The sequence below is a fragment of the Myroides odoratimimus genome (genome assembly GCF_038039805.1).
Classification (GTDB): domain Bacteria; phylum Bacteroidota; class Bacteroidia; order Flavobacteriales; family Flavobacteriaceae; genus Flavobacterium; species Flavobacterium odoratimimum_B.
Genome location: NZ_JBBPHK010000027.1, coordinates 30,315 through 44,706 on the forward strand (window position 1 = coordinate 30,315; position 14,392 = coordinate 44,706).

General features: G+C 32.4%; 14 protein-coding genes. 6 read left to right on the forward strand and 8 right to left on the reverse strand.

Annotated features, from left to right (window positions below):
• The 8 genes from AABL85_RS15425 to AABL85_RS15460 form a co-directional block, all read right to left on the reverse strand.
• A complete protein-coding gene (locus AABL85_RS15425; protein ID WP_286386160.1) occupies window positions 1–375 on the reverse strand; it encodes a DUF3037 domain-containing protein in 375 nt (124 codons plus the stop codon).
• A complete protein-coding gene (locus AABL85_RS15430) occupies window positions 362–1,156 on the reverse strand; it encodes a HipA family kinase (RefSeq protein WP_286386161.1) in 795 nt (264 codons plus the stop codon). The genes AABL85_RS15425 and AABL85_RS15430 overlap by 14 nt, the downstream gene beginning before the upstream one ends.
• A gap of 112 nt (window positions 1,157–1,268) precedes the next feature.
• Window positions 1,269–1,820 (reverse strand): DNA-3-methyladenine glycosylase I, encoded by a 552-nt coding sequence (locus AABL85_RS15435; RefSeq protein ID WP_341310727.1) that lies wholly within the window; start codon window positions 1,818–1,820, stop codon window positions 1,269–1,271.
• Window positions 1,820–2,221 (reverse strand): hypothetical protein, encoded by a 402-nt coding sequence (locus AABL85_RS15440; RefSeq protein WP_341310728.1) that lies wholly within the window; start codon window positions 2,219–2,221, stop codon window positions 1,820–1,822. Before AABL85_RS15440 ends, AABL85_RS15435 begins: the two co-directional genes overlap by 1 nt.
• 523 nt (window positions 2,222–2,744) lie before the next feature.
• A complete protein-coding gene (locus tag AABL85_RS15445; RefSeq protein WP_341310729.1) occupies window positions 2,745–3,128 on the reverse strand; it encodes a hypothetical protein in 384 nt (127 codons plus the stop codon).
• A 374-nt stretch (window positions 3,129–3,502) separates the two neighbouring features.
• Entirely contained in the window at window positions 3,503–4,906 is a 1,404-nt protein-coding gene (gene lpdA, locus AABL85_RS15450) for a dihydrolipoyl dehydrogenase (RefSeq protein ID WP_006258839.1), read from the reverse strand.
• 113 nt (window positions 4,907–5,019) lie between these two features.
• Window positions 5,020–5,898 carry a diacylglycerol kinase family protein gene (locus AABL85_RS15455; RefSeq protein ID WP_341310730.1) on the reverse strand — a complete coding sequence of 293 codons (879 nt, stop codon included), beginning with the start codon at window positions 5,896–5,898 and terminating at the stop codon, window positions 5,020–5,022.
• Window positions 5,899–6,255: 357 nt separating this feature from the next.
• Window positions 6,256–6,564, reverse strand: a complete 309-nt coding sequence (locus AABL85_RS15460) for a rhodanese-like domain-containing protein (protein WP_006261228.1) — start codon at window positions 6,562–6,564, stop codon at window positions 6,256–6,258.
• Between the two features lie 123 nt (window positions 6,565–6,687).
• Between AABL85_RS15460 and AABL85_RS15465 the strand changes: the two genes are divergently transcribed.
• From AABL85_RS15465 to AABL85_RS15490, 6 genes are all read left to right on the forward strand, one after another.
• Window positions 6,688–7,350, forward strand: coding sequence for a thiamine diphosphokinase (locus tag AABL85_RS15465; RefSeq protein WP_341310731.1), 663 nt, complete (start codon window positions 6,688–6,690; stop codon window positions 7,348–7,350).
• Between the two features lie 46 nt (window positions 7,351–7,396).
• The gene (locus AABL85_RS15470) at window positions 7,397–8,212 is read left to right on the forward strand and encodes a helix-turn-helix transcriptional regulator (RefSeq protein WP_341310732.1); all 816 of its coding nucleotides are present in this window, start codon (window positions 7,397–7,399) and stop codon (window positions 8,210–8,212) included.
• A gap of 82 nt (window positions 8,213–8,294) precedes the next feature.
• Window positions 8,295–9,314 carry a threonine aldolase family protein gene (locus AABL85_RS15475; protein ID WP_341310733.1) on the forward strand — a complete coding sequence of 340 codons (1,020 nt, stop codon included), beginning with the start codon at window positions 8,295–8,297 and terminating at the stop codon, window positions 9,312–9,314.
• A gap of 315 nt (window positions 9,315–9,629) precedes the next feature.
• A complete protein-coding gene (locus AABL85_RS15480; protein WP_341310734.1) occupies window positions 9,630–10,964 on the forward strand; it encodes an autotransporter outer membrane beta-barrel domain-containing protein in 1,335 nt (444 codons plus the stop codon).
• A 23-nt stretch (window positions 10,965–10,987) separates the two neighbouring features.
• Window positions 10,988–12,064 (forward strand): imelysin family protein, encoded by a 1,077-nt coding sequence (locus AABL85_RS15485; protein WP_341310735.1) that lies wholly within the window; start codon window positions 10,988–10,990, stop codon window positions 12,062–12,064.
• 75 nt (window positions 12,065–12,139) lie between these two features.
• A complete protein-coding gene (locus AABL85_RS15490; protein ID WP_341310736.1) occupies window positions 12,140–13,519 on the forward strand; it encodes a di-heme oxidoredictase family protein in 1,380 nt (459 codons plus the stop codon).
• Window positions 13,520–14,392: the final 873 nt, after the last annotated feature.

Genomic DNA, 14,392 nt, shown 5'->3' on the forward strand with positions numbered 1-14,392 from the left:
TTATAATACTAATTCTTTAAAAAGTCTAGTTAATACTTTTTCTATATCTTCAGACATTCCCGGATGTGGACGCGAAGATTGTATACAAGAACTCTTCACTGCAGTTAACCATCTAAAGCGTTCTGCTGCATCCAAAGTTCCTATAGGAGAAATCTTACATTGCCCTTTAGCAATGCGTTCAAAAGCATCAACATGCTCTTTTAGCGTATCAAAGTCCAACTCGCTTTCAAAACATTCAATCTTCTTCTTATCTAAATGAAATGAAGATACTAACAGTCGCTTAGCTTTACAAAATACTAATACTCCAATATTGATAAACTCCTCTCGTTCTACTTTAGGCGTATATCTTATTACTGCATACTCATATACCTGCATTCTGATGTTTTTTTGCTTCGTTAACAAATAGATTAGAATTAGCTAATCTGTTCTTTAAGAAAGAGAAATAAATTGTTCTTATCTCTTCAGGAGTTAAATCACTCTCTTCCCATTCTAACCAATCTGTAGGTATTTGATCTGTAATGTATTTAAGATCTTCCTCTTGAAGTAATGCTTTAAATTCTTTGTCTACTAAGTCTAACTCTTTTGCTACAGGTAATAATACGTGGTCCTTAATAAATGGAAAAGGAGTCAACGCACTTTTTTCCCAATTTGTAAAAGAATGATGGAAATAAAAAGAAGCTCCATGATCTATTAGCCACAATTCCTTATGCCAGATTAGCATATTCGTATTTCTAAATGTACGATCTACATTGGTAATGAAAGCATCTAGCCATACAATTTGAGAAGCTAATTTACTTTCTATTTCTAAAGCAGAAGGGTCATAAGTCAAAGCTCCAGATAAGAAGTGAAGACCTAGATTTAAACCTTTACTAAACTGTAACAGGTCTTGTATTTCTTCATCTGCTTCCGTTCTACCAAAAGCCTCATCTAATTCAGCAAAGACTAGCTCAGGTACATTTAACCCTAATCTCTTAGCAATTAAACCACCTAATAACTCAGCAATCAATGCTTTGATACCATGCCCCGCTCCTCTAAATTTTAATACATATTTAAAGTCGTCATCAGCATCCGCAAGCGCAGGAAGTGAACCTCCTTCTCTCAGTGGCATAATATACCTAGTAACAGTAACTGTTCTTAACCCCAATTGATTCTCCATTTGGCTATTTTATAATGAAATGATCATGCAATATTAACCAAAAAACCCCCAAAGTAACTTACTTTGAGAGTTAAATTTTAAACTACTGCATTCCAGTGATTGTATATCTATTTTACTTGTTTAAATAAAATCTTGTATTTTTATGGATAGGACAGTCTACTCGATGTGAACCAGGTAAATAAGCTGTACTCATTAAAAACTCATTTACAATCTCTCCTCCTACGAACTTAAAGTGCTTTTTAAATAACTTTACCCATTCTTCTAGTGTGTGCTCTTTATGCAAGTCTAACCAGTTCTTAAAGCTGCCGAATTCCTTTTGTAACACGATGATTTGATTAGCGTTATAGATCGCAGCATTAACCTTTAGTTTATTGCGAATAATCCCGCTGTCTTGTAATAATCGATCAATATCAGCCTGCGTAAAATTAGCCACTTTATCTATATCAAACCCTACATAAGCTTTTTGGAAGTTTTTTCTTTTTTGAAGAATAGTATTCCAACTCAGCCCTGCTTGATTTATCTCTAAAACTAGCCTTTCAAATAAAGCATTGTCTTCTGTTACTTCAAAGCCATATTCATAATCGTGATAATACTTATTCGGATTGTCTGAATCTAAAGGTAGCTCATTACAGAAATCACAGTAATGTTTTTTAACAACAGCCATTAATTAATCACTTTTATTTTAGCATCGTTTAAGACCTTTCTGAACGCATTCTTAGTATCAGGAGTTTTAAGTCCAAACACGTCTCTAGTCTTTCTATTATTCAGTTTTATCACAGCTTTAGTACCTAATGCTTTTGGCATCTTCACATACTTAATATCATATTTGTCGATAGAGTCAACAGCAGTCTGCATTAAGAAGTTCTTTACTGTAATATATAAAAAGGTAGCTACAATAATACAGAATACATAATCCATCTCTTTAGGCTGTTGCCAGTTAGCAGTATATAGCCTAGCCGCTCCTAAGATTAGGATAGCAGAAGACATAATCCTAGAAGATGTTAATCGTCCTTTTTGATTATCTGTTATTTCAAGCTTTTTAGTTTCTTTATTGAATTTGATCATTTATTTCAAGTATTTATAGTAACAAATCTACTAATAAAAAATAAATCTAAAAGCCAATATAATGTTAGTATTATGAGGTCGTCTTGACTTTTGTAGAATAAAAAAGAGTATAAAATTTTGTAACGCTAAACAAACAAAATCCCAACTGTTGGATTATTTATTAATGTTGATGCAGGATTTGATTTACAAAAACTTAGAAAAATATTGAGTGATAAAGAAATAATAGCTAACATCTGTCCTAATAAACGAAATGGCCAAGGTAATGAAGAAAGCTACTTGGATGAACAACTATAGAAAGAAAGTTATGCTATTGAAAGAACGAATGTTTGGTTAGATAGCGTTAGTTCTTTAATCACTAAATTTGATACCACATTTTCTAGTTAGATATCGTAGAACTTCATTGCTTTTATTGTCATAGAATTAAAGAAATTTTAGAATACTAAAAAGTCAAGATACGTTCAGAATAAAACCTATGAGCTATGAAATTCTCACAGGTTTTATAATAATTATATAGTTTTTTTCTTTATAAATCTAATCCCATACCATCAGTTCCTCTCATTTTACTGACTATTTTTGAATCTTTTAATCTAATATATATAACTGCTTGAGGAATCTGCGTAATATCTATTCTATAGTAAGCAATATAAATGAGTTTATCTCCCTCCTTATAATTGGAGTTACTCTTTAAAATCTCATCCTCTTTTTTTATTAAAAAAACTTTAGTCTTAACAGTCATATCATTGTCAACTCTACTATTATTGAAAAAAGAATCTGTGTTAATATAATTAAAAGCAATTTCTTTACTTTTTTTAATTATTTCTTCATCAGACATTTTAGTCATATCTTGACTAAATCCTTGTATACTTCCTAGAAGTATTAGAATTAATAGGTAAATGTTTTTTTTCATTTTTTCATTTTTTGTTAAATCAAACATAGTACAATAAAATAATATTTTGTTATATTTTTTTATGTCAATTAAACATAATAGACAAAGTAGTAATTGTTAATGCTTGTGTACAAGCTAGAAGTGTTATATGGATTTTATGTTATTAGCAAAAACTTTTAAGACACAAAAGAATGTTTTAAAATCTAAAAATAGAACATTAGAGGAACAGCAATAGATAACAGAAGTAGCTAATAAGGCTTTTTTTAAATTCAAATATACCATCACTTACTATAAAAAATGTAAATAAACTACAATCCAATTTTTTCATTTATAATGGGAAATAAAAAAAGCCTAGAATATATCTAGGCTTTTCTATGTATTTCAGTATAATTAGATTATACGTGTAATGCTCTGTTATCAGTTGCAGCTAACGCAGCTTCTTTAATAGCTTCTGCGAAAGTAGGGTGAGCGTGAGACATTCTAGAGATATCCTCTGCAGATGCTCTGTACTCCATAGCTACTACTGCTTCAGCGATTAAGTCTGCAGCACGAGCTCCTACCATGTGTATTCCTAATACTTCATCAGTATTTTTATCAGCTAAGATTTTAACTAATCCATCTGTTTCAGCACTTGCTCTTGCACGTCCTAAAGCTTTGAATGGGAAGCTACCAGCTTTGTACTCAATTCCTTCAGCTTTTAATTGCTCTTCTGTTTTTCCAACAGCTGCAACTTCTGGCCAAGTGTAAACTACACCAGGGATTAAGTTATAATCAATATGAGGTCTTTGTCCTGCTAAGAACTCAGCTACCATTACTCCTTCTTCTTCAGCTTTATGAGCAAGCATAGCACCACGTACTACGTCACCGATAGCGTAGATATTAGAAGCAGAAGTTTGTAAATGATCATTTACCTCTACTTGTCCTCTTTCTGTTAATTTAACTCCAGCTTTGTCAGCGTTTAATCCATCAGTATATGGACGACGACCTACAGCTACTAAAGTGTAATCTCCTTCTAGAGTTACTAATTCTCCTTTTTTATCTTCTGCAGTTACTGTTACTACATCTCCTTCACGCACTACTCCTTGTACTTTGTGAGAAGTATAGAACTTCATACCTGCTTTTTTAAGCACTTTAGTTAATTCTTTAGATACAGCGCTATCCATTGTAGGTAATACTCTATCAGCATACTCTACTACAGATACTTTAGATCCTAATCTCATGTATACTTGACCTAATTCAAGACCGATAACACCACCACCGATTACGATTAAGTGTTTAGGTACTTCAGGAAGTTTTAAAGCTTCTGTTGAAGTAATTACTCTTTCTTTATCTAAAGTAATGAATGGTAAAGTAGATGGTTTAGATCCTGTAGCAATAATACTATGTTTAGCTTCGAATGTTTCTACACTTCCGTCTGCTTTAGTTACATTGATAGTAGTTGCGTTCTCAAATGATCCAACTCCTTCAAAAACAGTAATCTTGTTCTTGTCCATTAGATATTTAACACCTGAAGATGTTTGATCAACTACTGCTTGTTTTCTTTCGATCATTTTTGATAAATCGAACTTTACTTCTCCAGTGATTTCTATTCCGTGATCAGCAAAATGAGCAATCTCTTCCATGTGATGAGATGATGCTAACAATGCCTTAGAAGGAATACATCCTACATTAAGACAAGTTCCTCCTAAGTTAGAGTATTTCTCTACTATAGCAGTTTTAAATCCTAATTGAGCACAACGAATTGCTGCTACATATCCTCCAGGTCCTGAACCAATTACAACTACGTCAAATGAATTCATAATATATTATCTTATTTGTTGTTTTTATATATCTTACAAAGTTACACTTTTTATATAATTTAGTCTAAAAAGAGAACTTTAAAGTTTCTTAATTTTATCAATAATCATCACTCCTAGCACAATACTCTTAGTCCTCCTTTAATAACTCGGATCTCAAACAGATTAGTATCGTATTCATAATATTCTCCATCCATCTGAAAACCATTTATTTCTTGTCCTATGATCTCTACTGTAATATGATCTGACTGAACATAATCTGTCTTTCTAAACTTCTCTGTTTTCTTTAAAATTACATAAAGACCAAAAGTTAGTTGCTTTAATAAATTGATTTTTGGCACCATTAAATAATCTAATAGTCCATCTGTCAGACTTGCTTTTGGAGTCAGGGACATATTATATCCCATCTCATTAGAATTAGAGATAAATAATAGAAGTGGATTTACTTCTTTAGTTTGTCCATTATACGTAACGAGCATTCTCTTAGCTTTATACTGCTGAGCAGAGTTTAATGCCGCTTTGATATAAGCACCTAATTTGCGCTTACCTGATTTCTCATAGTTATCTATAATCGTAGCATCTATTCCGAATCCCATATTACTGAAAAAATATTCTCCATTAATACTACCTACATCCATATTCATTACTTTTCCATCGCGTACGCGTATTATCGCCTGCTCTATATCTTTAGGAATAGATAGATTAGAAGCTAATCCATTACCTGACCCTACAGGTACTACTCCGAATACAACATCCTTACCCACTACTTGTGTAGCTACTTCATGAATGGTCCCATCCCCTCCACAGGCTACGATAACATCTGCACCTGCTGATAGCGCCTGCTGTGTTAATTCGATAGCATGTCTTTTATAAGTAGAATATAGTACGTGTATATCAAATGCTTTTTCATCAAAGAATGTTTTAATATAATCTACAGTAATATTGTGCTTTCCTTTTCCAGAAATTGGATTAACGATAAAAAAGATTTTTTTCATAATAAGATTTGAATATATCATATACTATACAGCATGTACGCTATGAGAATACAAATATACAAAGCTATTCTAATAATAATATTACAGAATGCTTATGATATCCTTAAAGTTTAGATTTTGAATATTTTTTTATGCTATATTATATATAATCGATATTGTGTCTCGCTTGCTGATTCTAGGGGATTGCTTGCGGTTTTCTTGCAGTTTCCTTCCCCAGAGCATCTCTTTCTCGAAGAAATGGGCAAGAATACTTCTAGCAAAGTGCAAGTATATTCGCCTATAAATGGAATAGTCATAAAATGAGATAGCCTTATAAATACAAAAAAGCCAACTCTAAAGAATTGGCTTTAATATACTTTATTTAATAGGACCTTCCCATTCTGTAATCCCTCCTAAAAGGTTATGTGTCTCTTCGAAACCTAAAGACTCCATTACATGACATGCTTGGCTACTTCTTCCACCTGATTTACAATAGATATAGTAAGCTTTAGTTTTGTCTAGATTAGCTATTTCATCTAAAAAACCTTGTCCTTTATAGATATCTATATTGATAGAACCTGGAATAGCCTTCTCTTCTACTTCTTCTTCTGTACGTACGTCTAGTATAATAGCATTAGAATCAGCTTGCGCTTTTTCCCACCATTGTTCTTGTGATAAATTTGTCATTGTTTGTTCTTTTAGTAATTGGGTCAAATATAAAGTTATTCTATTTCAAATGAAATTTTTTTAAAATAAATTGAGTCTATATCCTACATTATACCTTAATTTGCCTTATTAAAACTCACTAATATGTCTTCACATCATATCGTCAGAGATGACCAAGAGCCTGCTTTAATCATTGCTAATGGTGCTGCCTGCAGCCAAGAACTTATGGGCCAATTACTTGAATGGTCTCCCCTAGTCGTTGTACTAGATTCGGCTATCGAGAGAGTAATAGATTTAGGTGTGAAAGTGGATGTGTTACTTGGTGATTTTGATAGAGACTTCGATGCAGATGCGTATAGAGAAAAGCAGTATCCCATAGAGATCGTACATATAGCCGATCAGAACTCAACTGACTTAGAAAAGGCATTTGACTATCTTATAAAACGTGGTATACCTGCTGCCAATGTAATCTGGGCTACTGGTAAACGTGCAGATCACACTATCACGAATATTACGAATATTAGCAAATACAAAGATAGACTGAAGATAACGATGTATGATGACTACTCACGTATATACCCACTCCCTAATCACTTCAAAAAGTGGTATGAGAAAGATACAATTATCTCACTTATCCCAGTAGGTGAGGTAAGTAATATCACCACAACTAATCTCATCTACCCTCTTCATAATGAATCCCTTATACTAGGAGAGCGCACAGGAAGTAGTAATACTGTAGCTGAAGATGGACTAGTGACAATAGATTATCTAAAAGGGAATCTATTGATGATGGAATGTCATGATTAGTTTAAGAAGTATTATTATCTTTGCTTAAGGTCTTAAGCAAAGATATATGGACTATTTAAAAGAGGGAGAACACTTCGGAGAAAAGAAACAACAACTCGTTGTGAAAGATGTTATTCTAAGCAAGGCAAATGCCTCTCCTACTGATCATATTCCATGGCATTATCACAAGCATGCTTATTTTTTATACAACATAAATGGCTACTTAAATGAGGTAACTAAAAAAGGAACTTTACAATTACAACCTAATACACTCTTATACCATCATAGTCAAGAACCACATTACAATAAAGATATACAGAAAGATTTTGATTTCTTACATGTAGAATTGCCTTCTGCTTGGTTTTTAAAATATGATTTGTCTCCTAGTCTTATAGAAGGAAACTTACTCTTAAAAGACCCTAGTTTACAAACGCTATTTCATAAAATACATATAGAATCTCAATTAGCAGATCAGGCTACTAATCTTGCTATAGATGGCTTATTACTACAGACTTTTGGTCAGATTACACGTCTTCAAGCTCAAGATCAAAATACTCATAAACCGCTATGGGTAAATAAATTGATAGAACTAATTAATGAAGAGCGATGGGAAGTATTAAGTTTAAATTACCTCGCTACTGAATTAGAATTACACCCTGTTTATTTATCTAGGAAGTTTCCTGTCTATTTTAAAATGAGTTTTGGGGAATACTTAAGAGAACAAAAACTAAAAAAGGCAGTCGATTTATTATTATACAGCCCTATTAGTCAAGCTGAAGTAGCTTATCAATGTGGCTTCTCTGATGAGAGCCATTTTATACGCATCTTTAAATTAAAATATGGTGTGACTCCTGCTGTGTTTAAAAATCAACACAAAGGTTAAGTATATTCTATTAGGTTTAGAGCATTCTATTTTTTTATTTATTTCTACTGTATTTTTGTGTATCAATTAATACTAAGTGACTATGTACAGTTTTAAAAATGATTATGCTGAAGGCATGCATCCTAATATACTAAATAGAATAATAGAGACGAATCTAATCCAACAAGCTGGATATGGTGAAGACGAATATACACTAAGAGCAAAAGAACTAATCCAAGCCAAAATAGAGAATCCTAAAGCACAGATCTACTTCGTGTCTGGAGGAACTCAAGCTAACTTATTAGTTATTTCTTCTATCCTACGTACACATCAGGCAGTCATTGCGCCTCAGACAGGGCATATCTTTGCGAATGAGACAGGAGCTATAGAAGCGACAGGGCATAAAGTAATCCCTGTAGTGACTACTAATGGTAAGCTAACTGCTCAAGATATAGAACGTACGGCAGGTGAATACGGATTAAGACCCCATGTAGTAGAGCCTAAGATGGTGTATATTTCTAACTCTACAGAGCTAGGGACTATCTATACTAAAGAAGAATTAACAGCTATCTCTTCTATTTGTAAGCAATTAGGGTTATACCTTTTTATAGATGGAGCTAGATTAGGACACGCATTGACAGCTAATAATAATGACCTTACCTTAAGAGATATCGCTGATTTAACAGATGTATTCTATATAGGAGCGACTAAAAATGGAGGATTATTAGGTGAGGCTATTGTGTTTAGCAATACTGAATTAGCCACTTATTTTGATTATAACTTAAAGCAGAAAGGTGCCTTACTAGCCAAGGGAAGATTATTAGGATTACAATTTGAAACTTTATTTACGGATAATCTCTATTTTGACTTAGCCCATCACGCAAATAGAATGGCTACCAAATTAACAGAAGCATTTAAAGCAAAGGGATATCATTTCTTAGGAGATTCTACTACGAATCAGCTATTCCCTATTCTTCCTTTAGCGTTGATAGAAGAACTGAGTAAAGACTATGATTTCTATATATGGAAAGCAATAAATCAGGATTATGCTGCTATTAGACTGATTACGTCATGGGCTACAGATGAGAATATGGTTAATCAATTTATAGAGAAGATAAAGTAATTCTTCTTAAATACCTTAATTAGGAAAAAAGCCTCATAGTGTTTATTCACTATGAGGCTTTTTTATTCAATAATCTTCTATAAGTAGCTTTCTTTTTTAGAAGTAACAAGAATAATTCCAAATAGTACAGTTAATTATCTTAACACAATATTACTTTAATAATTGATTAATACCATTAATAGGATAAAATAGATAATTATCACTAAAAACTTTTAAAATTAAGTTAACAAATATTAAAATATAATATTTAATAAATCTAAATAAGTATATATTTGAGGAAAAATAAATACGAATATTCACTTTATAAGATCTAAAATGAAGACAAAACTACTTGCTTGTCTACTATTTAGTAGCTTCCTTACCTACGCTCAAGAAAATGATTCTATCCAGAGACAAATCTTAAAGGATGAATTAAAAAAAGAGATTATTAAAGAATTAAAAGAAGATAAAAAAAGACTGTTAAGTTGGGACAACTTTACACTTAGTGGTTATGGTGCTATTAACTATTATAATTACGGTAAATATGATACAGATCCTCAAATTAAAAACAAATTTGATGCTGAAAGATTAAATCTATATTTAGGTTATCATTTTAATGATTGGATTAGCTTAAAGACAGAGATTGAATTTGAACATGGTGGTACTGGTTCTACTATTGAATTAGATACTCAAGAAGAATTTGGAGAGTATGAAAAAGAAATTGAATCAGGTGGAGAAGTTAAGTTAGAACAAATATTTATAGACTTTAAAGTTCGTCCCTATTTTAATGTTCGTGTAGGTCGAATGAAACTTCACTTCAACTTAGCTCAGAATCTAGACAGACCTACTAATTACTTTACAGCACATCGCCAAGAAATGGAAAACGAAATACTGCCATTAGGTTGGTATGAGAATGGTATTCAGTTCTATGGTACTTTTCTCAAGGATCGTCTTCGTTATGAAGTATCTGTTACAAATGGACTAGACGCTACTGGATTTAGTTCGCGTAACTGGGTAAAAAGAGGACATCAAACTCGTTTTGAAATGGCTGTGGGTAATAGTTTAGCTTATACAGCTCGTCTAGACTATAAATTTGGAAAAAACAAAAATACCTTTGCTGGAATTGCTGCTTATATCAATGATGCCGCGGCCAATAGACCTAAAAAAGATATGGATATTTCTGCTTATGTAACCATCTTTGAAGGACATGTGAGTTATGATGAAAATAACCTAAAGTTTAGTTCTGTACTCTTATATGGTAATATTGAAAACTCAAATATTGTAAGTAGAAAAAATGCTAATCTATCTAATAATCTAGGTGTTAAAAGAACCCCTGTCGGGAAATCAATGATCGGTTTCTCTGGTGATATTGGATATGAAGTTTTACACTTCCTAAACTTCAAAACAAAGCAACAATTATATCCTTTTATGCGATATGAATACTATGATACAATGTATAAAACAGAAGGTGCAGTAATACGTAAACCTAGATGGGAAAGAAGTGTTATAACCGGTGGTATCAACTGGTTTTTACATCCTCAGGTAGTTCTAAAAGCGCATTACTCTTCTAGAAGATTAGGCTCTGATCACTTTGACCCTATTACTTCATTAAACACAGGTAAAAAACAGCGAGAAAATACCTTTACTGCTGGAATAGGATTTACTTTTTAATTAACCCAAATAATACAATAAAAATGAAAAACAAAATTTTAACATTAGGACTTATCACGATATCTTTTATGATGACTAACTGTAGTAACAATGATGATAGTCCCACTATAGATGATAGTAAAGACAAACTACATACAGCTGTCATTACAGACCTTACTGGTAGTATAATTATCGAGACTTATAAAGAATTAAATGATAAAGCTATAGCATTAGACAAAGCAATTAGTACCTTTAATACAACATCAACTCAACAAAACTTAGAACTTGCTAAAAAAGCATGGGTAGACACTCGTATACCATGGGAATTATCTGAAGGTTTTCTTTATGGTCCTGTTGAAACTAATGGTATTGATCCTGCTATGGATACTTGGCCTGTAGATGTAGAAGCGATGAATAATATTCTAAAAAGTAATCAAAAAATAACTCCAGCTTTGATTAGTTCTAATAATGAAGCAAGAGGTTTTCACCTAATAGAGTTTTTATTATGGGGAGAAGATGGTTCTAAAAAAGCGGAACAGATTACAGCTAGACAAAAAGAATATCTTAAAGCTGCCTCAGAAGATTTACAAAACAATACTAAGTTTCTATATAATGAATGGAAATCAGATGGTGGAAACTATGCTGCTGTCCTTAATACTGCAGGAATGGGGTCTAAAAAATACCCATCGAGAATAGCAGCATTAGAAGAAATAGTAGAAGGACTAATCACTATATCAGATGAAGTAGCAACTGGTAAAATAGAAGACCCCTTAAACCCTGAAGGAAGTTCTCCTTTCCCTGAAAAAGAAGAATCTCGCTTCAGTAATAATTCTAAACAAGATTTTATTGATAATATTAAAGGAATTGAAAATGTTTATTTAGGAAAGTATAATAAACAAGTAAAAGGATTATCAACTCTAGTAGCAGAAAAGAACAAAGCTTTAGATAATGAAGTAAAAGCTGCAATTACAACAGCTATTAAAGATATAGAAGCTATACCAGGTACCTTCACACAAGCTATTTATAAAAATAGGCCTCAGGTAATCAAAGCTCAGAACAGTGTTAATGAACTTACTAAGTTATTAAAGTCTAAACTTAAACCCTTTATAAATTCATTATAGATTACATCAAAAAAACGTAAAGTAAGAGTCTGTTTTATATATAAACAGGCTCTTATCTCATTAAAATATCTAGTTATGAAATATTCTTCTCTCCCACTTTTGCTCATAATACTATTCACCTCCTGTTCTAGTAATGATTCCTCGAGCTATGAAGAACTTCCTCTATTAAATGAGCGAAGATTAGCAGGTGGAGAAACTACCGTTTTTATAAATACAAGTAATGCGTACGGTACTCCTGCTCCTAACTTATCTGCTCCAGACCTAGTACTACATCTTACAGGAGATCAGATTTTCGAATTTGTATATGTCACTCCTCCTAATCCTATTAATGGAGGATTAGGTCCTATATTTAATAACTCATCGTGTATCTCTTGTCATCCTAAGGATGGAAGAGCTCCCTTTCCATCTGATTTAAATGAGCGAAGTGGTTTCTTTTTTCGTGTAAGTTTGCCTGGTATAGCAGAGAATGGTGGCCCTGTTCCTGTTCCAGGTTTTGGTTTGCAAGTGCAAAATCAAGCAGTCTTTGGCGTAAAATCAGAAGCTAAGTTTAATGTTACTTATTCAGATATTACTGAAGTATTAGCTGATGGAACCAAAGTGATACTACGCAAACCACATTATAGCTTAAAAGATTCCTACATCCCCGTACCTAGTAATATATTGATCTCACCTCGTATTGGTTCTCCTGTTTTTGGATTAGGATTATTAGAAGCGATACCTGAGCAAGATATTTTAGCGGATGTAGATGCCAATGATAGTAATAAAGATGGGATATTTGGAAAAGCTAATTATGTATTCGATGTAGTAACTAAACAACGAAAACTTGGTCGTTTTGGATGGAAAGCGAATACAGCTTCATTGCTAGAACAATGTACAGCCGCTTTTAATAATGATATGGGAATAACTAATTATATATTTCCACAAGAAACAGGCTTTGGGCAAAGCAATGGTAATGATGGACAAAATAGTGGTCTAGAGATATCTAATGATGTCGCTGATGCAGTTACTTTTTATACTCAAACTTTAGCCGTTCCTGCTTCTCGCTTTCACGATAATACAGAGGTTAGAAAAGGAGCTCAAATTTTTGAAAAAATTGACTGTGCTAAATGCCATAAACCAAAACAAAAAACTGGTTATAGTCCTATTAAAGCATTAGCTAATCAAACTTTTTATCCCTACACAGATATGCTTTTACACGATATGGGAGAAGGTCTAGCAGATGGGCGTCCAGATTTCTTAGCTAATGGTCAAGAATGGAAAACAAGACCTTTATGGGGAATTGGTTTTCAGTATTTAGTAAATGGTCACACCCAATTTCTACACGATGGCAGAGCTCAAAACCTGACAGAAGCAATACTTTGGCATGGTGGTGAAGCACAATCCTCTAAAGAGAAATTTAAACAGCTAAATAAGAAAGATAGAGAGGACTTACTAGCCTTTTTAAATTCACTTTAGTTATATACTATAGTTTACTAAAAGCTCCTAATAGACATGCCCCAAAAAGTTAGACACGTTTTGGGGCATGTCTATATTAATATTAATATTTAATTTTTTTTTCTATAGAGTCGCTAATTTTTTAAACACATTAAATTGTTGAAAAAGTATCAATTACAAATATGCACTATTAAAGTGGTCTTTTTTTAGTAATCATTAGAATCTTAAATTGGCAGTTACATTGCGCTATAAGACGTATTGCAGTAAAATATATCAACAAAAATGGGGATAAATATTGTTATGATACTGATTAAGCTTTCTTTCGAAACTAATTAAAATCACTTGTTAATCGCTTTTAAACTAAATTAAAGCAAACACCTGTATTACAGTACTTTATATATACGTTGTTCGGAAGCAGTTTAGAAAGGCTTCGGAAGTTCTTCGGAAAACAGCCCCTCCTTCCGAACAAATACTGAATTCTTCCGAAGACCTTCCGAAGAAATGCTCTTATTAAACATGTTAAATATTTTATAATCAATGTATTGTGCTTTTTAAAAGAGAAAAAAGTGGTCTTTTTTGGAAAAAAATGGAAAAAAGTGGAATATATTTCCCTTTTGAAAAAATGTTATTCTCTGGATCGTTAATTTTGCTGTCATAGAATTCTACTTCGTTCTTTGACAATACTAGAAAAAAATAAGTTTAGTAAATTATTAAATGAATCATATTTATCTTTTATACTATTTATCACTTAATTACTCAGAATGTTTAGGGAATAGTTACTTAATAGAATTAAAGCAATTATAAAATTTGAAGTAGTCTAAATTAACCTCTTATCGTACTAAGTTTTAGCAAGACTGTAGTAAAAGGTTACACTTGGCTATACTATAAGATAAT